22 protein-coding genes and 4 tRNA genes are annotated in these 23,175 nt (G+C 64.0%); 5 read left to right on the top strand and 21 right to left on the bottom strand.

Going from position 1 to position 23,175, the window contains the following annotated elements; genetic code table 11:
• Positions 1-17 precede the first annotated feature (17 nt).
• Positions 18-1,568: a MocR-like pyridoxine biosynthesis transcription factor PdxR gene (gene pdxR / locus NX773_RS05625; RefSeq protein WP_258855340.1), complete on the bottom strand. Its 1,551-nt coding sequence runs from the start codon at positions 1,566-1,568 to the stop codon at positions 18-20.
• Positions 1,569-1,662: 94 nt separating this feature from the next.
• Here pdxR (NX773_RS05625) and NX773_RS05620 point away from each other — a divergent pair, with 94 nt between their 5' ends.
• From NX773_RS05620 to NX773_RS05610, 3 genes are read left to right on the top strand one after another with little or no spacing between them, the layout of a single operon-like run.
• Complete coding sequence (locus NX773_RS05620; RefSeq protein ID WP_258855339.1) at positions 1,663-2,727, top strand: TlpA family protein disulfide reductase; 1,065 nt, start codon at positions 1,663-1,665, stop codon at positions 2,725-2,727.
• 15 nt (positions 2,728-2,742) lie between these two features.
• Positions 2,743-4,542: a protein-disulfide reductase DsbD gene (gene dsbD, locus NX773_RS05615; RefSeq protein ID WP_258855338.1), complete on the top strand. Its 1,800-nt coding sequence runs from the start codon at positions 2,743-2,745 to the stop codon at positions 4,540-4,542.
• 21 nt (positions 4,543-4,563) lie between these two features.
• Positions 4,564-5,502: a DMT family transporter gene (locus NX773_RS05610; protein WP_258855337.1), complete on the top strand. Its 939-nt coding sequence runs from the start codon at positions 4,564-4,566 to the stop codon at positions 5,500-5,502.
• Positions 5,503-5,516: 14 nt separating this feature from the next.
• Here the strand turns inward: NX773_RS05610 and NX773_RS05605 are convergent, their stop codons facing one another.
• The gene (locus NX773_RS05605; RefSeq protein WP_258855850.1) at positions 5,517-5,957 is read right to left on the bottom strand and encodes a carboxymuconolactone decarboxylase family protein; all 441 of its coding nucleotides are present in this window, start codon (positions 5,955-5,957) and stop codon (positions 5,517-5,519) included.
• A gap of 136 nt (positions 5,958-6,093) precedes the next feature.
• On the opposite strand from NX773_RS05605, the gene sigJ reads away from it, so the two are divergent.
• Positions 6,094-6,987 (top strand): RNA polymerase sigma factor SigJ, encoded by an 894-nt coding sequence (gene sigJ / locus NX773_RS05600; protein ID WP_258855336.1) that lies wholly within the window; start codon positions 6,094-6,096, stop codon positions 6,985-6,987.
• Here the strand turns inward: sigJ and NX773_RS05595 are convergent.
• Together NX773_RS05595 and NX773_RS05590 are read right to left on the bottom strand one after the other, a co-directional pair.
• On the bottom strand, positions 6,962-7,603 hold the full coding sequence (locus tag NX773_RS05595; RefSeq protein ID WP_258855335.1) for an HD domain-containing protein: 642 nt from the start codon (positions 7,601-7,603) through the stop codon (positions 6,962-6,964). The two genes, sigJ and NX773_RS05595, sit on opposite strands and share 26 nt — an antisense overlap.
• 4 nt (positions 7,604-7,607) lie before the next feature.
• On the bottom strand, positions 7,608-8,075 hold the full coding sequence (locus NX773_RS05590; protein WP_258855334.1) for a carboxymuconolactone decarboxylase family protein: 468 nt from the start codon (positions 8,073-8,075) through the stop codon (positions 7,608-7,610).
• Between the two features lie 153 nt (positions 8,076-8,228).
• Here NX773_RS05590 and pdxR (NX773_RS05585) point away from each other — a divergent pair, with 153 nt between their 5' ends.
• Complete coding sequence (gene pdxR, locus NX773_RS05585) at positions 8,229-9,635, top strand: MocR-like pyridoxine biosynthesis transcription factor PdxR (protein WP_258855333.1); 1,407 nt, start codon at positions 8,229-8,231, stop codon at positions 9,633-9,635.
• Positions 9,636-9,694: 59 nt separating this feature from the next.
• Here pdxR (NX773_RS05585) and NX773_RS05580 read toward each other — a convergent pair whose 3' ends face one another.
• The 17 genes from NX773_RS05580 to lepA form a co-directional block, all read right to left on the bottom strand.
• Positions 9,695-10,231 carry a DUF2058 domain-containing protein gene (locus NX773_RS05580; protein WP_258855332.1) on the bottom strand — a complete coding sequence of 179 codons (537 nt, stop codon included), beginning with the start codon at positions 10,229-10,231 and terminating at the stop codon, positions 9,695-9,697.
• A 149-nt stretch (positions 10,232-10,380) separates the two neighbouring features.
• The gene (locus tag NX773_RS05575) at positions 10,381-11,667 is read right to left on the bottom strand and encodes a M20 family metallopeptidase (RefSeq protein ID WP_258855331.1); all 1,287 of its coding nucleotides are present in this window, start codon (positions 11,665-11,667) and stop codon (positions 10,381-10,383) included.
• Positions 11,668-11,755: 88 nt separating this feature from the next.
• A complete protein-coding gene (locus tag NX773_RS05570) occupies positions 11,756-12,406 on the bottom strand; it encodes a trimeric intracellular cation channel family protein (RefSeq protein ID WP_258855330.1) in 651 nt (216 codons plus the stop codon).
• 287 nt (positions 12,407-12,693) lie between these two features.
• Positions 12,694-12,767, bottom strand: a tRNA-Cys gene (locus tag NX773_RS05565).
• A gap of 82 nt (positions 12,768-12,849) precedes the next feature.
• A tRNA-Gly gene (locus NX773_RS05560) sits at positions 12,850-12,925 on the bottom strand.
• Positions 12,926-12,963: 38 nt separating this feature from the next.
• Positions 12,964-13,039: transfer RNA gene (locus NX773_RS05555), tRNA-Gly, on the bottom strand.
• 77 nt (positions 13,040-13,116) lie between these two features.
• Positions 13,117-13,192 (bottom strand) — tRNA-Gly (locus NX773_RS05550).
• Positions 13,193-13,281: 89 nt separating this feature from the next.
• A complete protein-coding gene (gene pgsA, locus NX773_RS05545; protein ID WP_258820563.1) occupies positions 13,282-13,863 on the bottom strand; it encodes a CDP-diacylglycerol--glycerol-3-phosphate 3-phosphatidyltransferase in 582 nt (193 codons plus the stop codon).
• 225 nt (positions 13,864-14,088) lie between these two features.
• Complete coding sequence (gene uvrC / locus NX773_RS05540) at positions 14,089-15,954, bottom strand: excinuclease ABC subunit UvrC (RefSeq protein WP_258855329.1); 1,866 nt, start codon at positions 15,952-15,954, stop codon at positions 14,089-14,091.
• Between the two features lie 119 nt (positions 15,955-16,073).
• On the bottom strand, positions 16,074-16,469 hold the full coding sequence (acpS, locus tag NX773_RS05535) for a holo-ACP synthase (protein WP_258855328.1): 396 nt from the start codon (positions 16,467-16,469) through the stop codon (positions 16,074-16,076).
• Positions 16,470-16,473: 4 nt separating this feature from the next.
• Positions 16,474-17,238 (bottom strand): pyridoxine 5'-phosphate synthase, encoded by a 765-nt coding sequence (gene pdxJ / locus NX773_RS05530; RefSeq protein WP_258855327.1) that lies wholly within the window; start codon positions 17,236-17,238, stop codon positions 16,474-16,476.
• A 10-nt stretch (positions 17,239-17,248) separates the two neighbouring features.
• Positions 17,249-18,046: a DNA repair protein RecO gene (gene recO / locus NX773_RS05525; RefSeq protein WP_258855326.1), complete on the bottom strand. Its 798-nt coding sequence runs from the start codon at positions 18,044-18,046 to the stop codon at positions 17,249-17,251.
• Between the two features lie 23 nt (positions 18,047-18,069).
• Entirely contained in the window at positions 18,070-18,972 is a 903-nt protein-coding gene (gene era / locus NX773_RS05520; RefSeq protein ID WP_258855325.1) for a GTPase Era, read from the bottom strand.
• Complete coding sequence (gene rnc, locus NX773_RS05515; RefSeq protein WP_258855324.1) at positions 18,969-19,868, bottom strand: ribonuclease III; 900 nt, start codon at positions 19,866-19,868, stop codon at positions 18,969-18,971. Before rnc ends, era begins: the two co-directional genes overlap by 4 nt.
• Before the next feature lie 30 nt (positions 19,869-19,898).
• Positions 19,899-20,306, bottom strand: a complete 408-nt coding sequence (locus tag NX773_RS05510) for a DUF4845 domain-containing protein (protein ID WP_258855323.1) — start codon at positions 20,304-20,306, stop codon at positions 19,899-19,901.
• A 19-nt stretch (positions 20,307-20,325) separates the two neighbouring features.
• Positions 20,326-21,240: a signal peptidase I gene (lepB, locus tag NX773_RS05505; protein ID WP_258855322.1), complete on the bottom strand. Its 915-nt coding sequence runs from the start codon at positions 21,238-21,240 to the stop codon at positions 20,326-20,328.
• Positions 21,237-23,030 carry a translation elongation factor 4 gene (lepA, locus tag NX773_RS05500; protein ID WP_258855321.1) on the bottom strand — a complete coding sequence of 598 codons (1,794 nt, stop codon included), beginning with the start codon at positions 23,028-23,030 and terminating at the stop codon, positions 21,237-21,239. The genes lepB and lepA overlap by 4 nt, the downstream gene beginning before the upstream one ends.
• Between the last annotated feature and the right edge of the window lie 145 nt (positions 23,031-23,175).

Genomic DNA, 23,175 nt, shown 5'->3' with positions numbered 1-23,175 from the left:
GTTTCCTGCCCTCGCGTTCAAAACCGGTGGCGCCGTCGCGTCCGGTTCAAATGGATGAGCAAGAGAAAATACCGCGCATTCGCGCGGCATTCCCATCGGTCGCCGGCACGCACTTTACCCTTCCTGCTGGCGTAAGCGGCGCCCTGGCGCGCCGCGCAGATGCCGGCGAGGCGCACACAATGTTCCGCGACCTGCTGCTCCTGCACGTTCGTCACGCCCAGCAAGAGTCCCCTGTCGCGCCGGCCCGGCTGCGCGTGCCACCACGACAGGGCTGCGGGCGACATGCCGACTTCACGTGCCTTTGCAACCGCGGCCACATCGTCGACGCCATCGGCAAGCGGCACCAACACCGCCAGCCCCGCTTCGACAGCGGGTACCGACAGCTCGCGCAAGCACTGCATCAGCAGCCGCCGGCGCTCGGCATACAAGCGCTTCATGCGGCGCAGATGGCGCAAGTAGTGGCCATCGCGCATGAACTCGGCGACGGCAAGTTGTACCGTCGGCGTGGGTGCGGCTGAGTACACGGTCACCACCTGGGTCACCGCGTCCACGAGCGCGGGCGGGACCATCAGAAAACCAACGCGCAAACCTGGATTGATCGTCTTGCTGAAGGTGCCGATGTGGACCACCCGCCCCTCACGGTCCAGTGAGGCCAGCGCGGGCGTGGCGCGGCCTTGCAGTTGCAGTTCCCCCAGGTAGTCGTCTTCGATCACCCACGCGCCCGACGCCGCGGCCCACTCCAGCAACGCGTGGCGCCGCCGCAGCGACAGCGTCATGCCCAGCGGTGCTTGCTGGCCGGGGGTAACGATCGCCAGCGACGCCTGCGGCGCCGCCGCCATGCCCGCTGCCACATCCAGCCCCTCCGCGTCGACGGGGACCGGCACCGGTGTCACGCCGGACATGCGGAGAATTTCGCGGCTCACCGAGAAGCCCGGCTCTTCCATCCATGCGCTCTTGCCCTCCATCCCAAGTGCGCGCAGGACGGCCGCAAGCGCGCCACCGAACCCATTGCAGATAAAGATCTGGGATGGCGCGCACACGATGCCGCGGGCAATGCTGAGATACGCGGCAATTTCCGAGCGCAGTTCGATCTCACCGCTGGGGTCGGGGTATCCCACTGGCGCGGCGGCCGCCGCACGCGCGGCCCGGCCCATGATGCGCGACCAGGTCTTGAAAGGGAATGCGTCATGCGACGGTACACCGATCTGGAAAATGCCGGGCCGCCCCGGCCGCGCCGGCGCAGGCGTCGCGCGCGCCAGGGTCAGGCCACTCGCCGCCGGGCGCGCATCCTCGGCGACCCGGGTGCCTGCCGCGCCGGCAGTCACGATCAGCTGCTGGTCGCGCAGGTTTTCATAGGCCATCCGGACCGTGCCGCGCGCAACTCCCAGCTGGGCCGCCAGGTCGTGCCACGAGGGCAGCCGGGCGCCCGGACCGAGCTGTCCTTCGCGGATAGCGCGCCCGACCGCCGCGCTGATCTGATCGGCGAGCGATTCCCGCGCGCCGCGATCGATATCGACAGAAAAGCCTGCAATACCGAATACGTCTTTTGTTTTTTCAGGCCGCTTCATGGGTGAATGGTACACAACTCTGCACCATTCTTGCGTCTTTTTATTGGTTCATGCGCTCAGTACCATTGGCTTGTCCCAACCCATAAGGCAAGTCATGCGTAGCCAACCATACAGCAAGCCGCTTGCGGCAATCCTCTTGTTTTTCGCCTCCCACGCGCTCGTTTCGGCGCAAGAAATGAAGCCTGCCCAAAACGCCGCCGACACCGCCGGAGACGGCAACAGCCGTGCGGCAAGTGCAGGCCGCAACCTGATCGGACAGCCGGGCCCCACGGCGGCGATGACCACGATCGACGGGGCGCACATCGATCTCGCATCGTTCTATGGAAAGAAGCCGGTCTACCTCAAGTTCTGGGCAACGTGGTGCGTTCCCTGCCGCGAGCAGATGCCCGGCTTCGAGCGGATCTACGAGAAGTACGGCGACCGCATCGCCATTATTGCGGTGAATACGGGCTTCAGCGAGACCGAAGCCGACGTACGCGCCTATCGCGCAAAGCACGGCCTGCGCATGCCGATCGTGATCGATGACGGCAGCCTGGGCCGCAAGCTCAATCTTCGGGTGACTCCGCAGCACGTCCTGATCGGAGCCGATGGCCGCATCGAGTACGTGGGACACGCCGCCGACCGACAGCTGGACGCCGCGCTGCAGAAGCTGATGTCGGAGAAGCCTGGCCGAACCAACACTGCTTTCGCGCTGCCCGCGAGCGAGCCGGCGGCGCTGAAGGTAGGCGACCAGGTGAACGGCATCACGCTCGGAACGACGGATGGCAGATCAGTGTCGCTCACGCCCGGCAAAGCGCACGCGCTGGTGTTCTTCTCGCCCTGGTGCGAAACCTATCTGGCAGGCAGCCGCCCTGCTGTCGCACGGGCCTGCCGCCGGGTACGCATCGAGTCTGAACGGCTCGCGAGGCAGCCGAATGTCGAATGGTTCGCCATTTCGGCCCCGCTCTGGACGAGCAACAAGGAACTGGCCGAATACGGGAAAGCCAACAAGACCACGATTCCTCTGGTGCTCGACCGAAGCGGTGACATTTTCGGCGCTTTCGGCATCCGGCAATTTCCGTCCGTGGTGCTGATTGATGCGCATAACCGCGTAGCGCAAGTGCTCGGGCCAAATGACACCGGCCTGGGGCAGGCGGTCCAGCAACTGAAGCAGCGTTGATCCAGGAGAGACCTCATGTACGCACATTTTTCCGCGTTATGGCGCGCCCTGCGCGCGATAGCAAGCGCCGCGGCCGTGTTTTTGGCGTTGTTGCTCGCTACGGGTCTCGGCGGCCATGCGCGTGCCGACGAGGCATTCCTTGAGCCGGATGCGGCGTTCAAATTCAGCGCGCGCATGGCCGACGCGAGCACCGCCGCAGTGACGTTCGACATTGCGGACGGCTATTACATGTACCGCGAAAGGTTCCGGTTTTCCGCCAAAGGGGCCGCGCTCGGCGAGCCCGCATTCCCGCGCGGCGCCATCAAGTTTGACCACACCTTTAACAAGGACGTGGAAACCTACCGCAAGCAGGTCACCATCATGATCCCGGTGCGGGCAAGCGGGCCGTTCGGCCTCACCGTCAGCTCGCAAGGCTGCTCCGACGCGGGCTTGTGCTACCTGCCGCAGCAGGCGACGGCAACGCTGCGCGGCAGCGGTGCCACAAACGCGGCCCCGGCCACGACCGGCAGCGTCGAGCAAGCGCTCAAGGGCGGACGACTTCTTGTCATCGTGCCTCTTTTCATTGCGCTCGGGCTAGGGTTGGCATTCACCCCTTGCGTGCTCCCGATGGTGCCGATCCTCTCATCGATTATCGTTGGCGACGCCAGGCAAGCCAGCCGTGAGCGCGGGCTGATGCTCTCCGCCACCTACGCGCTTGGCATGGCGATGGTGTACACGGCCATGGGTGTGGCGGCCGGCCTGGCCGGCGAAGGCCTGGCGGGCCTGCTGCAGAATCAGTGGGTGCTGGGCGCTTTCGGGCTCGTGATGGCGAGCCTGGCCCTCTCTATGTTCGGGCTATATGAATTGCAGGTGCCGGCGGCGCTTCAGGCAAGGCTGGCCAGCGCGGCCAACCGGCAGACGTCCGGCACATTGGCCGGGGTATTCACGATGGGCGCGCTGTCCGCGTTGATCGTCGGGCCATGCGTCGCCGCCCCACTGGCTGGCGCCCTCGTGTACATCAGCAAGACCCACGATGTCGTGGTGGGCGGCGCCGCCCTGTTCTCGCTGGCCATGGGGATGAGCGTGCCGCTGCTGCTCGTTGGCGCTTCGGCGGGTACACTGCTGCCGCGCGCCGGCAAATGGATGGAAGAGGTGAAGCGGTTCTTCGGTGTCGTTCTCCTGGCAACGGCGTGGTGGCTGGTCAGTCCAATCCTCCCCGTTCGGGCACAGATGCTGGGCTGGGCCACCCTCGCCTTCGGCTACGCGGCCTACCTGCTCTCGACCCGCCGCAGTTTGCCTGCGTGGAGCGCGGCACTTGTGCTTGCGACGGCTGGCGGCTTGCAGGTATTCGGGGTGGTGACCGGTGCATCCGATCCGGTATCGCCGCTGGCTTCGGCGCGCGCCAACGACAGCGCGCTACGGTTCACGCGTATCAAAACTGCGGCCGAACTTGACGCAGCCCTGGCAAGCAGCCATGGCAAGCCGGTCCTGCTGGACTTTTACGCCGACTGGTGCGTTGCATGCAAAGAGATGGAACGAAGCACCTTCGCCAACAAACAAGTGGCAGAGAAGCTGGGTGGCGGGGTCCTGCTGCAGGCGGACGTGACGGGCAGCGATGCAGACGACCGCGCATTGCTCAAACGCTTCGGCCTGTTCGGGCCACCGGGGATCATCGTGTTCGACGCGGCCGGCCAGGAAATGGTCGAGAAACGCGTCATTGGCTTTCAGGATGCCCCCACCTTCCTGCGCACGCTCGACAGCGTCATGCCATCGCACGAACCCAAGGTCGTTGCAATCGGCGACAGCGCGACTACCCAACGCAGCGCGCTGCAGTGACGACATCAAGGAGAAGAACAATTGAAAACACCGGACATCGCCCGCTTACTGGTGCTCGCTGCGCTATGGGGCGCCTCTTACCTCTTCATGCGCGTTGGCGCAGGTGAATTTGGCGCCGTCACCATGGCCGGCGCCCGGGCCGCCGGCGCGGCAATCCTGCTGCTTCCCTTGCTGGCTGCGCGGCGAGACGGGAGCGTTCGCGCCATGGCAGGTCACTGGAGGCCGATCGTGATCGTGGGCCTGACCAATTCGGCGCTGCCATTTGTCTTGTTCTCGTTCGCGGCGCTGAGCATCAACGCGAGCCTGTCGGCGATCTTCAACGCGGCCACGCCCTTGTACGCAGCCGTCATCGGATTGCTGTGGCTGGGCCAGCCCATTGGCAAGGAACGGGCACTTGGCCTGGCGCTTGGCTTTGCGGGCGTCACGTGGCTGGTGTGGGATAACGCCGGCTTCAAGACTGGCCCAGGCAGCGTTGCGACCGGATGGGCCGTCGTCGCGTGCGTGGCAGCCACGCTCCTGTATGCATTCGCGGCGCACTACAGCAAGCAGCGCGTGGCGGATGTGCCGCCACTCGCCGTTGCCACCGGCAGCCAACTGGTCGCCGCGTTGGTGCTTGCCATACCGGCCCTGCTGCTGCGCCCTGCAGTAGCGCCTTCGCCGCATGCGTGGGCCGCCTTGGCAGCATTGACCGTGGGCTGCACGGCGTTCGCCTACGTCCTGTTTTTCCGGCTGATTGCCAACGTCGGCGCCTCGCGCACCATGGCCGTGCCATTCCTTGTCCCTGCGTTTGGTGTGTTGTGGCCGGTGCTGTTTCTCGGCGAAGGCGTGAGTTGGCGGTTGGCGGCGGGCAGCTGTTTGATCGTCCTGGGGACGGCATTGACGACAGGTGTCCTTGGTAGTGCCAGGGATTCACAACATCGCGCGGCGCCGCAGCGGCCCGGGCCGGTAGCAGAGCGGTGAACCCGCGGACAGGATCAGGCCGCGGGCTGCACCCCGAAACCGATCGCCATGCGGTTCCAGCTGTTAATCGCGATCACAGCCAGGGTCAGGTCGACCATTTCCTTGTCGCTGAACTGCCCTTTGAGCGCGCCATATTCGCGCTCCAGCTCGGGCTGTTGGGACAGCCGGGTCAGCGCCTCGGCCCAGGCCAGTGCGGCGCGTTCGCGCGCCGTGAAGAACGGCGTCTCGCGCCAGACTGCGACCGCATACAAGCGCCGCTCGCTCTCCCCGGCCTTGCGCGCGTCGGCGGCGTGCATGTCCACGCAGTAGCCGCAGCCGTTGATCTGCGATGCGCGCAGCTTGACCAGCTCGAGCAGACTGGCTTCCAGGCCGCTCTCGCGCACGGTGTTCTCCACGGCGAGCAGGGCTTTGTAGGCGGACGGCGAGGCTTTGGAAAAATCGAGACGTTGCATGATGTACTCCTTAATCGATGAGTTGGGTGGGCTTACAGTGCTTAGTCGACATGGCCGTGGGTTCTGTGACAGGATTGTCCCGATCTATTTTTTTCCCCGGACCTGTCACACCCGCAGCGTTTTATCCGTCTAGAGGAACATGGATACCGCAACCGACACCTTTCACCGCCTGCGCCCGCGCCTGTTCGGGATCGCCTACCGCATGCTCGGCCTGCGCGCCGACGCCGAGGACATCGTCCAGGAAGCATGGCTGCGCTGGCACATGCGCGGATCGGTAGAAGCGCACACCCCGGAAGCCTGGCTGGTCACGGTGGTAACGCGGCTGTCGATCGACCGCCTGCGCGGCATGATGGGCGAACGCGAGCGTTATGTAGGGCCCTGGCTGCCCGAGCCGCTGCTCGACGCGCAGGCCGGTTCGCCGGCCGAGGCGCTGGAACTGGCGAGCGACATCTCGACCGCCTTCCTGCTCATGCTCGAGCGCCTCGGCCCGGAAGAGCGCGCGGTGTTCCTGCTGCATCAGGTTTTCGATGTGGACTACCCCGAGGTGGCGGCGATGGTCGGCAAGACCGAGGCAGCGTGCCGCAAGATCGTGCAGCGTGCGCGCGAGCGGGTGCGCGCGGAGCGGCCACGCTTTACGGTCCAGCGCGAAGCGCACCTGGCACTGCTGGGACGATTCATCGAGGCGGCGCGCTCGTACGATCCGCAGCAGGTAATGGCGTTGCTCACGGACGATGCCACCTACACCGGGGACGGCGGCGGCAAAGCCAGAACCACGGTACGCATCGTGGCGGGCGCCGGGCGCGTGGCACGCCTGGTGGCCGGCATCGAGCGCAAGTGGACCGATCGGGGCCGTCACGAAATCATCATGGTCAACGGCGAACCCGGGCTGCTGACCTGGCGCGACGGTATGCCGGATTCCGTCACTTCGTTCGACCTGCGCGATGGGCGCATCGCGGCGATTTATGTCGTGCGCAATCCAGACAAGCTGGGAGTCCTGAATGCCAAGATCAGCGCCAGGGCGATCTCAAAATAATCGTGCAGAGATTGCCCCGTTCGAAGCCAGGATCTTTCGCCGCGAGAAAATCGTCATTGAAGGTGCCGAACGTACTCGCTGGCCGGTGCTTCAGCCCTTCATAAAAAGTGTCGATCACTTCGTTGGCGAAATTGTGGCTGCGAGGACAGGCGGCAGTGACCGCCGCCCGCTCCTCTTCCGTAAAATCCTCGTAACCGCGTCCCGCCATGTCCATTCCCGCCCCCGCCTGCACCAGGCGGATTTCGGGGTGCATGTGTTCAGGAATGCCGGGCGTCGTATGAAGGGCAATCGCCAGCCATACCTTCTCCACATCGCTTTCCGCGATCCCACGCCCGCGCAGGAATTCACGCGCCGCATTCGCCCCGTCCACCTCGAAGCGAAGCTGGCTCTCGTGGTAATGCGGCGTGATGCCGATATCGTGGAACATGGCAGCGGCGTACAGCAGCTCAGGGTCGAACTTGAGCCCCATGCGCTGCCCGGTCATGGCGGCCCAATAAAAGACGCGCCGTGAATGCTGGAAGAGCATGTCGCTTTCCGTGTCGCGAACGAGCTGGGTGATGTCGCGGGCGATGGCACTGTCCGGTATTTTCACACCAAAAATGTCAGGATTGCTCATCGCATCAAGCCGGCTCAAGTGCCCTGGCCACCGCTGCCGGAACCGCCCGGAAGCTGATCGCCATCCGGTTGTACGCGTTCATCAGGCCGATTGCAATCGTGAGATCAGCTAACTGTTGTGGGCTGAACACGGCGGCGACGGCCTGATAGTCTGCGTCCGGAATGCCCGTCTCGGCGACCAGCGTCACCGTCTCTGCCCAGGCAAGTGCCGCGCGTTCGGTTGCGTCAAACAAGGTCCCGCCCTCGCGCCATGCCGGGACGAGGATCAGCTTTTCGAGTGACACGCCTTCCTTGAGCAGATCACGCGAATGCATGTCGATGCAGTAGGCGCAGCCATTTATCTGCGAAACGCGGAGATAGACGAGGTCGATCAGCACCTTCGGCAGTCCACACTGCAAGATATGGCCATACACTCCGCCCAATGCCTTCATGCCGGCCGGTGTGGCCGCGTTGTAATCCATACGCTGCGTCATTTGATATCTCCAGTCGATGAGCGGCGTTCGCTGCAGGACGATCGTGCCGGCTCAGGTTTTGATTCACGCGGCTCATGCCGCAGACGAAAGCTTGCGCCTCCGGGTGGCCAAAGAACAGTGCCAAGATTTGCGTGTTTCGTTGTACCATGGACGATGACCACGCTTTCCATCGGGCTCGATCGCTCCAAGAAGACACCACTGGCGACACAGATCTACGCGGGCATACGCGATGCCATTCAGTCGGGAAAGTTGTCGGCCAATGCAAAGCTGCCTTCCTGGCGCGACCTGGCCGCGCAACTGGGCGTCTCGCGTGGTACGGTGCGCATTGCGTACGAACGTCTTATCGACGAGCAACTTGCCGTAGGCCTGGGCGCAGCGGGAACGCGCGTCACCGAGCGCCCGCCACAGTCCTGTACGTCGGGATGGACGCAGCGGCCATCGACGATGCTCGATCTCTTCCACGACTTCGGTACCCGGCCGCTGTCGTTCCAGATGGGCGTGCCGGCCCAGGATGAATTCCCGTACAAATTGTGGTCGCGCATCCTTACACGCGAGGCGCGCCGCACCGCAGTGGCGCCGGTCGGCTACCCTGATCCGCGTGGCGAGCCGGCGTTGCGACGCGAAATCGCAGCCTATCTGGCCATCGCCCGCGGCATTCGATGCAGCCCGTCGCAGGTGCTGATCACAGCCGGCTTCTCGGGAGCGCTCGGGCTGGCGATCCGCGGCCTCGGACTGGAAGGCAACAAGGCCTGGGTCGAGGATCCCGGTTTCCCGCTGACGCGCACCGCGCTCAAACTGGCAGGCATGACGACAAGCGCGGTCCCGGTGGACGATCAAGGACTGGATGTCGAAGCCGGCATCGCGATCGCGGCCGATGCGGCGCTGGCCGTCGTCACCCCGGGCCAGCAGGCGCCGCTTGGCGTAACGATGTCACTGCCCCGTCGGCTGGAATTGATTGAATGGGCGCATCGCAACGACAGTTGGATTCTCGAAGACGATTATTTGAGTGAGTTGCAGTTGGAAGGACGGGCCGCCCCGGCCCTCGCGTCGCTTGACGGCGGGCGGGTGCTTCACTGTGGCACCTTCAGCAAGACCATCAGCCCGACCTTGCGCTTGGGCTTCCTGGTTGTCCCGCCAGAACTGGTGGCCGGGTTCGGCGACCTCGCGGCCTGCCTGGCACCGGCGCCGGCCGCGACCACCCAGTGCGCCGTGGCGAGTTTCCTGCACGATGGGCATTACCTTCGCCATTTGCGCCGCATGAAGCGGCTGTATGCCGGGCGGCGGCAAGCGCTGGTGCGCTGTTTGCACGAAGTGGCCGCGGATGTACTCGATGTGCAGGCGACGGCCGGCATGGCGGTCCTGACACGGCTGCGCACGCCCGTGTCGGACGTGGACCTTGCGCTGCGCGCGCTGTCGTTCGGGCTCGCGCCGGCGCCGCTGTCTCCTTGGTATGCGCACGCCCCGCAACCAAGCGGTTTACTGCTGGGCGTGACCAATGTGGACGAACGCCGGCTGGTTGCGGACTGCAGGCGATTGGCGGAACTGGCGAGACAGGGCTGACGGGAATGCCTGGCTGTCAGTTTTTTCGCTAATCCTGGAGTTCAAGGGCGCACGCGCGCTTACCAGTTGAAATCGTCCGGGATTTTGAACTCGGCGTAGGGATCGTCGGCATCGACCTCGGGGCTGGTTTTGTTAGTGCGCACCACACTTTCGGGAGCGCGTTCGGCGATCTTGTCGGCGATCGCGCGCGGCACCAGTTCGAAAGTGTCGCCAAGTGCGACGATAGCCAGGCGACCGGCAACCAGATGGTCACGTATCTTCTCGGAAACGTGAATGCGCTCGATCCGGGTGCCAATGGCAAAGTTGTAGGCGAGCTCACCGCCGCCCTTGCCCTGCCGGTTCTGCTGGACCATTTGGGCAATCTGGGCGGCCACCGCCTTTTCGGCAGCCGCAGCGTCGCGCTGGGCGTTCAACTCGCGTGCCCGCTCGGCCTGTTTGCGCCGTAGTTCGAGCGCGGCCTCTCGCACTGGGTCAACAGTCTGCACGCCGGTGCGGCGCTCCAGCTTCTGCTGTTTACTCTTTTCGTGGTTGGCCACCTTGACCTTCTGCTTATTGACCAAGCCGGCCTTCAAGAGTTGTTCTTGCAGGGAAACCATATTCTGCTCCGAGGGAAATGAGGGGGCCGCTGTGGCATTGCCAAGGCGGCGGAAACCTGGGCAGCATAGCAAAGATATTTGTCCCGGAAAACATCGCGGGGGGTTAGCGCAACTGGCGCGCGTGCCGTTCGGGGACGCTGCGCAACAACTCAGCTCGATTGAACGTCGTCCCGTCCGCACCATGCCAGGGTCGCGACCACCAGCGTCTCAACGCCAGTCTCTAGTGTCGGATGAATTGCCGGCGCGAAATAGGGGCTGTGGTTGCTTGGAATCTTGCTGACTTCACCGGCGGCCTTGGCCTTGGCGTAGACCTCGCGTTCGACGCCGCCGACGAACCAGAACACCGAAGGAACATGCCATTCCTGTCCGAACGACCCGAAATCCTCACTTGCCGAGGTAGGCCCGGTCACCCGCACCCGGTCTGGCCCGAAATAGGCCCGGAACGCATCGCCGATACGGGTGCTCGACGCGGCATCGTTGGAACCCATCGGATAGCTGTCGAGAGTGGTGATCTCGGGCGGTTTGGGCGCGCCAGACGCGGCAGCCTCGGCATTGACGATGCGTTTGATCGCATCAAGCACACGCTTGCGTACATTCTCATCGTAGGTTCGTACGTTCAGCTTGATGATGGCTTCGTCCGGAATCACATTTTCCTTTGTTCCCGCCAACAACGCACCGACTGTTACGACCGCCGCTTCGTTTGGCGAGATTTCACGTGAGACGATCGTTTGCAGACGCATCACGGTTGCCGCAGCCATCACCACGGGATCAATGCTCGACTGCGGCATGGAACCATGGGCGCCACGCCCGAACAAGCGGATCTGCAGACTGTCGGCGGCCGACGTGATGGTGCCGGTCCGGCCACCAATATCACCTGCGGCGCCGACCATGACGTGCTGGCCAAGCACGACATCGGGTTTTGGAAACCGGGAAAACAAGCCATCGTCGATCATGGACCGCGCGCCTTCCGCTGTTTCCTCGCCCGGCTGGAACACCGCCATCAATGTGCCGCTCCAGGCGTCGCGCGCTTGTGCCAGGACGGCTGTTGCGCCCGCCAGCCAGGCCACATGCATATCGTGCCCGCATGCGTGCATGACGGGGACCGTCACGCCGGCACGGTCTGTGGCGCTGACGGTGCTCGCGTAGGGCAAGCCTGTCATTTCCTTGATCGGAAGCGCATCCATGTCGGCGCGCAACATCACGGTGGGGCCGGGACCGTTACGCAGCAGACCGACCACGCCTGTCTTTCCAACGCCGGTCGTCACGTCGAATCCCGCTGACCGCAGCCGTTCCGCCGCCAACCCGGCCGTGCGCTCTTCCTGCATTGACAACTCGGGATGGGCGTGGACATCGGTGTACAGCGCCTCGAGCGAAGGGAGCATGCCCTTGAGACTGGAAAGGACGCGGTCAATGGTCTGGCTGGATTGGATGTTCATCACACCTCCCCCGTTGCGGCTATGCGATCCAGTATAGCGGCTGGCGCTGGAATGCCAAATTACCGCAGCTTGCCCGGCCAGGGCCGTGCTAGCGCCCTCGCCCTTTCCGCGAAGCGGCCGACGGCAATTGCCAGTTGCGCTGGAGGGCAAGGACGCGGATCGCAAAACACAGACTCGCTGCAACGACGGCGACGGGGGCGCTCGGCAAGGACAGCAAGTGCCCTGCCACCACGACCAAAGCGCCGGCCAGGGCCGCCAACGCGTAGATCTCCGCACGCAGCACTGCGGGCACTTCGGTCAACAAGACATCGCGCACGATACCGCCGCCGATGCCCGTGACCATGCCCAAGACGGCAGCCATCAGGGGATTGAGATTGAACGCCAGTGCTTTTTGCGTACCGGCGACCGCGAACAGCGCCAGTCCCGCCGCATCGAACACAAGGACGGAACCATGCACGCGTTCGATTGCGCGGTGTGCAAAAAAGGTCAACACGCCCGCGCACAGCGCGACAACCAGGTAGCGCCAGTCGCTGATGGCCGCCGGCGGCGTGGCGCCGATGAGCACGTCGCGCGCGATGCCGCCGGAATTGGCCGCCGCAAAAGACAGGACCAGAATACCGAAGAAATCCAGCCTGCGCTTGACTCCCGCCAGCGCTCCGCTCAGCGCGAACACGAAGGTGCCCGCAAGGTCGAGCACGAGCAGCAGCGTCTTTAACATTTCACCGCTTGGAATGGTCATCGATGGCAGGCGCCGATCCAACGCCAAACACGGCAAGGATGGCCGCGACCCGGCGGGTCTGGAACCCGACCGACAGGGGACATGAGCAGAGGTGCAGCGTTCGTTCCATGATAACGAGAAGTTGAATCGTCTCTTCGCCAGCCATTGTAAGCCCAACCGCCCTTCGCGCGGGGCACGACCGGCCGGTGCCGTCCGATGTCAACGGTGGGTGTCAGGTCGCCCCATTTTCCGTGAGGTCGCGAACCCAAAACGATAACGGGCCCCAAAGGGGCCCGTATAGGAGAATCTGGAGGCGAGGACGGGAATCGAACCCGTCTAGACGGCTTTGCAGGCCGCTGCATAACCTCTTTGCTACCTCGCCAGACTTGATCGTAAGTCCTGCTGACAGGCCCGGCTATGGGCTATATCAACAAAAAGGGAAGCCGGGGCTTCCCTTGGGATCCTGGAGCGGGAAAACGGTCTCGAACCGTCGACCTCAACCTTGGCAAGGTTGCGCTCTACCAACTGAGCTATTCCCGCATTGGTGCAACAAGTTACTGCTACTGCGACCGAGGGTTTGGAGCGGGAAAACGGTCTCGAACCGTCGACCTCAACCTTGGCAAGGTTGCGCTCTACCAACTGAGCTATTCCCGCATCTCGGAGCAGCGATTATCTCAGAAAATCCAACCTTCTGCGACAACCGTTTCAAACGAACTGCACTGCAAGTTTGTTGGAGCGGGAGAACGGTCTCGAACCGTCGACCTCAACCTTGGCAAGGTTGCGCTCTACCAACTGAGCTACTCCCGCTTCGTCTTTCTTGCTGTGCTGCTTCGTTCGCAACAGGCAGGCATTATAGAGGTTCTATCCTGTGTGTCAAGGATGCCTCGAAACAAATCTCAAACGGCGCCCGATTTCTCTTTCATCAGCGGCCACGCGCGGCGCAGATAGTAGAACATCGACCACACCGTCAGCACGCCCGCAATCCACAGCAGCACGTCGCCCCACAGCCTGGTATCGACGAAGCCGAGCACCTCGCCATGGAACAGCAGCATCGGGATCGCGACCATCTGCGCGGCGGTCTTGATCTTGCCCAGCGAGCTGACCGCGACCGATTTGCGCGCGCCGATTTCGGCCATCCACTCGCGCAGCGCCGAGATGGTGATCTCGCGGCCGATGATGATGAAGGCCAGCACCGCGTTGACGCGATCGAGCTGCACCAGCACCAGCAAGGCGCCGGCCACCATCAGCTTGTCCGCCACCGGATCGAGGAAGGCGCCGAAGGCCGAGGTCTCGTTCCAGCGCCGCGCCAGGAAGCCGTCGAACCAGTCGGTGATGGCGGCCACGATGAAGACCAGGGTGGCCGCCAGGTCGCGGTCCGCTTGCGGCAGCCAGCTCGCCGGCAGGTAGTACACCCCGACCACGAGCGGAATGAGTGCAACGCGTAACCAGGTCAGGAGGATCGGGATGTTGAAAGGCATAGGGGCGCGGCAGGGTTATCTGTATGTTCGATGCGGCGATAGTCTACCTTGCTATTGCCATTTAAACCAGTTGGGTTCGCGCTGGATGCGCTGTCATCCCGGCGCAGGCCGCGATCCATAGACCGTGTGCGAAGAGACACGGTGTGCCGGTGCCGCACAATCGGCATGGGTCCGGCTTGCGCCGGGACGACGGCCTGCGCGGGAAGACCAGGGACGCGAGCCTGGTCAGTGCAGCTGGCGGTAGATTTCTTCGGCCAGCGTGCTGCTGATGCCTTCCACCGACATCAGGTCCTCGATGCTGGCGTCGATCACGCCACGCAGGCCGCCAAAGCGCGCCAGCAGCTTCTGGCGGCGTTTGGCGCCGATGCCTTCGATCTCCTCCAAGCGCGACGCCTGGCGCGCCTTGGCGCGCTTGGCGCGCATGCCGGTGATGGCGAAGCGGTGCGCTTCGTCGCGGATCAGCGCCACCAGCATCAGCGCCGCCGATTCCTTGCCCAGTTCCTGCGGAGCGCGGCCGTCGGCGAAGATCAGCGTCTCCAGGCCCACGCGCCGGCCCTCGCCCTTGGCCACGCCCACGATCAGGCCGATGTCCAGCCCCAGCTCTTCGAATACCTGGCGCGCCATCTCGACCTGGCCCTTGCCGCCGTCCACGAGCACCACGTCCGGCATCACGCCCTCGCCCGCCGCCACCTTTTCATAGCGACGCGTGAGCACCTGGCGCATCGCCGCGAAGTCGTCGCCCGGCGTGATGCCGTTGATGTTGAAGCGCCGGTATTCGCCGTTCTGCATCTGGTGATGATGGAACACCACGCACGATGCCTGCGTCGCTTCACCCGCGGTGTGACTGATGTCGAAGCATTCAATGCGGATGCTGTCGAGATCCTCCATGTCGAGCCCCAGCACCTCGGCCAGCGCGCGCGTGCGCGCCTGCTGCGAGCCTTGCTCGGACAAGAGCCGCGCCAGCGCGATCTCGGCGCCCTTCTGCGCCAGTTCCAGCCACTGGCGGCGCTGCCCCTGCGGCTGGAAGATCAGGTTGATGCGGTGGCCGCATTGCTCGGTCAGCGCCATCATCAGCTCGGGCTGGTCGAACTCGATATTCAGGATCAGCGTGTTGGGGATGAACTTGTCGGCATAGTGCTGCGCCATGAAGGCGGCCAGCACCTCGACCTCGATCGGCACCTCGCCCAGCGCCTCGCCCACTTGGGTCGGGAAGTAGGCGCGGTCGCCCAGGTGTCGGCCGCCGCGTACCATCGCCAGGTTCACGCAGGCGCGTCCGCCCTGCACCACCACCGCGATCACGTCCACGTCGGCGTCGCCGGTGGTCTCCATCGCCTGCTGGTGCAGCACGCGCGAGAGCGACTGGATCTGGTTGCGCACCGATGCCGCCTGCTCGAACTTCAGTTCAGCGGCGTAGCCGTGCATCTTCTTTTCCAGGTCTTCCAGCACCTCGGACTGGCGCCCGCGCAGGAACTTGGCGGCGTTGTCCACGTCGATCTTGTATTCGTCTGAGGTGATGGCGCCCACGCAGGGTGCGCTGCAACGCCCGATCTGGTGCAGCAGGCAGGGGCGCGTGCGGTTCGAGTAAACGCTGTCCTCGCAGGTGCGGATCATGAAGACCTTCTGCAGGATCTGCATCGACTCCTTCACTGCCCACGCGCTCGGGAACGGGCCGAAGTACTGGTTTTTCTTGTCCAGTGCGCCGCGGTAGTAGGCCATGCGCGGCACGTCGCCGCCCGTGATCTTCAGGTAGGGGTAGGACTTGTCGTCCCTGAACAGGATGTTGTAGCGGGGCTTTAACGTCTTGATCAGGTTGTTTTCCAGGATCAGCGCTTCGGCCTCGCTGTTGGTCACCGTGGTCTCGAGCCGCGCGATCTTCTCGACCATCATCGCAATGCGCGGGCTGGACAGGTTCTTCTGGAAGTAGCTCGAGACGCGCTTTTTCAGGTTGCGCGCCTTGCCGACGTACAGGACCGCGTCGTTGGCGTCGAAATAGCGGTACACGCCCGGCAGGTCGGGCAGTTTGGCGACCGTGGCCAGTACCTGGGCACGCGCGTCGGGTTGCGCGTCTGGGCTTTCCAATACGTCGTTCATCTTGCTTTGATTGCTGGGGGCTTGCACCTGCCGGTTGGACGCGTGGGCTCGAGAGTCCACCCTACGATTTTACGGCTGTTCTCAAGCCGGTTGAACGCGTGGGCAGAAATCTGCCCACCCTACGGTTCTTGGGTGACGATCACGAAGGCGACACCATAGTCGGCTTCGTCGCTGATCGAGACCTGGGCCGTCAATCGGTTCTGGCGCATGAATTCTTCGAGCGCGCCGCTGCAGACGATGACCGGCTTGCCGCTCGGTGCGTTGAGCATCTGCGCACTGCGCCAGGTCATGGGCATGCGCATGCCAAGGCCGATCGCCTTGGAGAACGCTTCCTTGGCCGAGAAGCGCGTGGCCAGAAAGCGCAGGCCGCGCGTTTCGTTCTTGGCGCGGCGCGCATGGTACTTCACCAGCTCGTCCGGGCCCAGGATCTTTTCGGCGAAGCGCTCGCCGCTGCGGGCAAGCGCCGCCTGCACGCGCGAGATCTGGACGATGTCGGTGCCAATCCCGTAGATCATCGCTTTAGTCCAGCGACACGCCCAGGCGCGCGTCCACCATGATGGCCTTCATTTCGCGCACCGCATGTTCCCAGCCGGTGAACAGCGCCTGCGCGACGATTGCGTGGCCGATGTTCAGCTCGTGGATTTCCTGGATCGCGGCGATCGGCTGCACGTTGGTGTAGTGCAGGCCGTGGCCCGCATTCACGCGCAGGCCGCGCTTGACGCCCGCCTGCACGCCCAGACGGATGCGCTCCAGTTCCGTGGCGACCGCGTCGCCTTCGGCGTCGGCGTAGCGGCCGGTGTGCAGCTCGATCACCGGTGCGCCCACCGCGGCCGCCGCCTCGATCTGCCGGTCGTCGGCGTCGATGAAGAGCGAAACGCGAATGCCCTCGCCCGCCAGCTGCCTGACCGCGGCCTCGACCTGTTTGTAGTAGCGCAGCACATCCAGCCCGCCTTCGGTGGTCACTTCCTCGCGCCGTTCCGGCACCAGGCACACGTCGGCCGGCTTGACGCGGCAGGCAAAGTCGATCATCTCGGGCGTGACCGCCGCTTCCAGGTTCATGCGCGTGGTGAGCTCCGGGCGGATCGCGAGCACGTCGGCATCCTTGATGTGGCGCCGGTCTTCGCGCAGGTGCAGCGTGATCAGGTCGGCGCCGGCCTGCTCGGCCAGGAGGGCCGCGCGCAGCGGGTCGGGATAGACGGTGCCGCGCGCGTTGCGCACGGTGGCAATGTGGTCGATGTTCACGCCCAGGTCGATGACGGAACCGGCAGGGTGCAGGAAGCTCATGGTGGTTTTCTTATAGCTGCATTAGGTCAATCAATATCTGGCGCGTATTCAGCGGCGCGCCGCCCAGGTGATACGCCAGCAAAAAGCGCATCAGTTGTTTGCTCTGCGCCTGCGTGGCCGGGTCCGCGTAGTCGTCGCTTTCCATGTCGCGCAGGGTCTTGCCGGAAACCACCGGCCAGCTGTCGCCAGGGGTCGCTTCGCGCGCGCCCTTTTCCGGGTCCACCACATATTCTGCACCTGGGTCGACCAGCGTGCGCGTGGTGGTGGAGCGCGACAGGTCCGCGGCCACGCCCGTTTCCTTAAGTAAGGCCCGTTCGAACTTTCGCAAGACGATTTGCGCCGGCTCGCCGTGCGCCAGCTCGTTCAGCGTCGCCACGTAATGATCGAACAAGGCCGGATGCGGGTCGTCGCGTGCGAGCAGCTTGACCAGCAGTTCGTTCAGGTAAAAGCCGCACAGCAACGCGGTCTTTTCCAGCGGCAGCATGCCGCCGACCCATTCGGCGTCGATCAGCGTGCGCAGTTCGGACTTGCCGCTCCACGAGCTCGACAGGGGCTGGAAGGTCTGCAGCACGCCGCGCAGCCGCGACATGGGCCGCTTGGCGCCCTTGGCCACCACCGCGATGCGGCCGTGGTCACGGGTGAACAGGTCGATGATGAGGCTGGTTTCCTTGTACGGATAACTGTGCAGTACGAAGGACGGCTGGCCGGCCACGCGGTTGTCGCGCGCGGGCGCACGGCTGCGCTTTTTCGCCGGCGCTGGCGTTGCGGCAGGCTCGGTGGGGTGAAGGTCGGCGTCGAGGATGGACATGCGCGTGGGTCGGCCCCCTGCGCTTACTCGTAGCCGTAGGCGCGCAGGCCCGCTTCGTTGTCGGCCCAGCCGGATTTGACCTTGACCCAGATTTCCAGGTACACCGGTCCGCCGAACAGTTTTTCCATATCCAGCCGCGAGGCCGTCGAGATTTCCTTCAGGCGCGCGCCCTTGGCGCCGATGATCATCGCCTTGTGGCTGTCGCGCTCGACCAGGATGGCGGCGAAGATGCGCCGCAGGTTGCCTTCCTGCTCGAATTTTTCGATCAGCACCGTGCTGGTGTAGGGCAGCTCGTCGCCGCACAGGCGAAACACCTTCTCGCGCACGATCTCGGCGGCGAGGAACTTCTCGCTGCGGTCGGTGATGTCGTCCGGGCCAAAGATCGGCTCGTTACGCGGCAGCCAGGTGCGAATTTCCTTCTCCAGCGCATCGACCTGGAACCGCAACTTGGCCGACACCGGGACCACGGCGGCAAAGTGGTGCAGCGCCGCGATCTTTTGCGTGAACGGCATCAACTGGGCCTTGTCCTTCATGCGGTCGGCCTTGTTGATGACCAGCACCACCGGCACGTTCTTGGGCAGCAGGTCGATCACCTGCTGGTCGGCGGCGCCAAAGGTGCCGGCTTCGACCAGGAACAGCACCACGTCGGCCGCGGTCAGCGTGTTCGACACGGTCTTGTTGAGCGTCTTGTTCAGCGCATTGGCGTGGCGCGTCTGAAAGCCCGGCGTATCGACGTAGATGTACTGCGCGTCGTCCGTCGTCTGGATGCCGGTGATGCGGTGGCGCGTGGTCTGCGCCTTGCGCGAGGTGATCGACACCTTGGCGCCGATCAGCACGTTCATCAGCGTCGACTTGCCGACGTTGGGACGGCCGACGATCGCGATGTAACCGCAACGAAAATCCGAATGGGTGCTGCCGTCGTTCATGCTGACTTGCTTCCTGCTTGTTTTTGCGCCTTGGCGTCGCCGGACGCGGGCTTGGTGTCGGTGGCCGGCCTGGCGCCAGTATTCTCGGTGTCGCCGCCCTGCGGCGTGGGCGCGCTGGCAGGCTCGGCGACGGGCGGCGCATCGGGCTGGATGGTCGCAATACCCGCCAGTTTAAGCTGTGCCGCGCGCGGGCGCGATTTGCGGGTGGCGGACGGCGTCTTCACCAGCGCCTGTTCGGCCGCCTCCAGCGCCAGCCGGGCCGCGGCCTGCTCGCCGGCGCGGCGGCTGCCGCCACGGCCGAACACCTGGATGCCAAGCTTGGGCACCAGGCACTCGATCTCGAATTCCTGGCTGTGCGCGGCGCCGTGGGTGGCCACCACGTTGTAGGTCGGCAGCGAAATCTTCTTGCTCTGCAAAAACTCCTGCAGCAGGGTCTTGGCGTCCTTGCCCAGCGTGCGCGGATCGACCGTTTCCAGGATCGGGATGTAGAAGGCGCGTATCACATCGCGCGCGGCGTTGAAGCCCGCGTCGAGGAAGATCGCGCCCAGCAGCGCTTCCAGGGTGTCTGCCAGGATCGACGGGCGGCGGAATCCGCCCGACTTGAGCTCGCCCTCGCCCAGACGCAGAAACTGCGACAGTTCGAGCTTTTGCGCGATCTCGTACAGCGACTGTTGCTTGACCAGGTTGGCGCGCAGGCGCGACAGGTCGCCTTCGTCCAGGGTGTTGAAGCGTTCGTACAGCACCGAGGCGACCACGCAGTTCAGGATCGAGTCGCCAAGGAATTCCAGCCGTTCGTTATGCAAACTGCTGTGGCTACGGTGCGTCAGGGCTTGCTGTAACAGGCCAGCATCCTGGAACGTGTAGCCTAGGCGTGTTTGCAATAACTGAAGATTCATCGTTGGTTTACTTCCTTGCCGCGCCCACGATCAGTTGGCACTGGCGGCGGCCTGGGCGGCCACGACGCCGCTCTTGTCGGTGGTGCCGGCATAGTTGATGACCAGGCTCACGTTGCCCGCCAGCGGCACCCGCTTTTCGTAGGCGAAGCTGATTTCCGGCTCGCCGCCGTCCTTGGTGATCACCAGGTCATGGCCGCTGATGGCGCTGACGTTGTTGATCTCCGCATTCTTGTCGAAGGTGCGCTGCATCTCGGCCACGCTGCCGCCGGTGGCCTTGGCCTTGACGATCGCGTCCTGGATGGTGCGGTATTCCATGTAGGTTGGCACAAGCTTCAGGGCGAACACGGCGGCCACGCCCAGCACCGCGAGCAAGAAAATCAGGCCCGACAGAGAAACCCCGCGTTCCGCGTTGATGAAATACTGCTTATGTCCTTGCATGTGCCCTTCCCCCGTCGACTTAGTGGATACCGCCGATGCGCTTCGGATTGCTGAAGTTCATCCAGATCGCGATCGCTTTGCCGACGATGTTCTGGTCAGGCACGAAGCCCCAGTAACGGCTGTCGGCAGAGTTGTCCCGGTTATCCCCCATCATAAAATAATTGCCCTCCGGTACGATACAGGTAAATTTGTCGTACGAATAGTCGCAATTTTCACGATGCGGGAAATTGTCCACCGAGCCAAGGTCGAGGGTACGCCGTCCTTCCATGGTCAGGATACGGTGTTGCGCGCCCGGCAACATTTCCATGTATTGCTTGTGGTACACCGGACGCTCGTCGTCGAGGTAATCGTCCATCGGGCGGTAGTCCACCGGCTTGCCGTTGACCGTCAGGCGCTTGTTTTCGTAGGTGATTTTATCACCCGGAACGCCGATCACGCGCTTGATGTAGTCCTGGCTCGGATCCTTCGGGTACTTGAACACCATCACGTCGCCGCGCTGCGGGTTGCCCACTTGGATGATCTTCTTGTTGATGATCGGCAGGCGGATACCGTAGGCGTACTTGTTCACCAGGATCAGGTCGCCCACCAGCAGGGTCGGCACCATCGACGACGACGGGATCTTGAACGGCTCCCACAGGAACGAGCGCAGCACGAACACCAGCGCGATCACCGGGAAGAAGCTGCCCGAGTACTCGATCCAGGTGGGCTGGCGCAGCAGGGCGGCCTCGATCGCGGCGCGGTTGCCGTTGTCGAGCTTGATGCCGTCGGCGGTCGCCTTGGCGTTGCGGGCGTCATAGGCCGCCAGTGCGGCGTTGGCGGCGGCGCGGCGCTTCCTGGCCAGGTAGAACACGTCCAGGCACCAGATCACGCCGGTGACCACCATTGCGACGAACAGGATCAGGGCAAAGTTCCCAAGGATGGGTTGCAGGTTCATTTTTCTTCCACTTGGAGGATGGCCAGGAAGGCTTCTTGCGGGATCTCCACCGAGCCCACTTGCTTCATGCGCTTCTTACCGGCTTTCTGTTTCTCGAGCAGTTTCTTCTTACGGGTGATGTCGCCGCCGTAGCACTTGGCCAGCACGTTCTTGCGCATCGCCTTGACGTTCTCGCGCGAGATGATGGTCGCGCCGATCGCGGCCTGGATGGCCACGTCGAACATCTGGCGCGGGATCAGCTCGCGCATCTTGGCCGCCACCTGGCGCCCGCGGAATGCGGCGTTGGCGCGGTGCACGATGATCGCCAGCGCGTCCACCTTGTCGCCGTTGATCAGCATGTCGACCTTGACCACGTCGGCGGCACGGTATTCCTTGAACTCGTAGTCCATCGAGGCGTAGCCGCGCGAGGTGGACTTCAGCCGGTCGAAGAAGTCGAGCACGATCTCGGCCATCGGGATTTCGTAGCGCAGCTTGACCTGGCGGCCGTGGTAGCTCATGTCCATCTGCACGCCGCGCTTGGAGTTACACAGCGTCATGACCGAACCGACATATTCCTGCGGCATGTACAGGTTCACGTTCACGATCGGCTCGCGCACTTCGGCGATTTTCGACGGTTCCGGCATCTTGGACGGGTTGTCCACCTTGATCTCGGTACCGTCACGCATTTGCACCTCGTACACCACGGTCGGGGCCGTGGTGATCAGGTCCATGTCGAATTCGCGCTCCAGGCGTTCCTGCACGATTTCCATGTGGAGCAAGCCCAGGAAGCCGCAGCGGAAGCCGAAGCCGAGCGCCTGCGACACTTCCGGCTCGTACATCAGCGCCGCGTCGTTGAGCTTGAGCTTTTCGAGCGAGTCGCGCAGCGCGTCGTACTGGTTGGCCTCGACCGGGAACAGGCCGGCGAACACCTGCGGCTGCACTTCCTTGAAGCCTGGCAGCGGGGCGGCAGCCGGCTTTTGCGCCAGCGTAATGGTGTCGCCCACGCGCGCGGCGTGCAGCTCCTTGATGCCGGCGATGACGAAGCCCACCTGCCCCGCCGACAGCTCGGGCAACTGCACCGAGCGCGGGCTGAACACGCCGACCTGCTCGACCAGTTGCTGGGAGCCGGTCGACATCAACAGGATCTTGTCCTTCGGCCGCAGGGTGCCGTTGACCACGCGCACCAGCATGACGACGCCGACATAGCTGTCGTACCACGAGTCGATGATCAGCGCCTGCAGCGGGTCGGCCGCGTTGCCCTTGGGCGGCGGCACCTTGGCGATCAGCGCTTCGAGCACGTCCTCCACGCCCAGGCCGGTCTTGGCCGAGCACACGGTGGCGTCGGAGGCGTCGATGCCGATCACGTCCTCGATTTCCTTCTTGGCGTTGTCGGGGTCGGCGTGCGGCAGGTCGATCTTGTTCAGGACCGGGATCACTTCCACGCCCAGGTCCAGCGCCGTGTAGCAGTTGGCCACGGTCTGCGCTTCCACGCCCTGGCTCGCGTCCACCACCAGCAGCGCGCCTTCGCACGCCGACAGCGAGCGCGACACTTCGTAGCTGAAGTCCACGTGGCCCGGGGTGTCGATCAGGTTCAGGTTGTAGGTCTGGCCATCGCGCGCCTTGTACTGCAGCGCGGCGGTCTGGGCCTTGATGGTGATGCCGCGCTCGCGCTCCAGGTCCATCGAGTCGAGCACCTGCTCGTCCATTTCACGGTCCGACAGGCCGCCGCAGATCTGGATGATGCGGTCGGCCAGCGTCGATTTACCGTGATCGATGTGGGCGATGATGGAAAAGTTACGTATGTTGTTCATTAACTAACTCAAAACCAATTGGGGGCGGCATTCCTGGCCGCGCATTGTTGCCCGCAATACGAAAAAAGCGCTCCGTTGAGGGATTGGCAATCCCCTGGCGAGCGCCTTATCAAACGCGGGAAGCTGATGTGCTGTGGTCAGAAGC

The sequence above is a fragment of the Massilia solisilvae genome, from assembly GCF_024753215.1.
GTDB lineage: Bacteria > Pseudomonadota > Gammaproteobacteria > Burkholderiales > Burkholderiaceae_D > Telluria > Telluria solisilvae.
The sequence above is the reverse complement of the archived record's forward strand: the minus strand, read 5'-3'. Positions and strand labels throughout refer to the sequence as shown.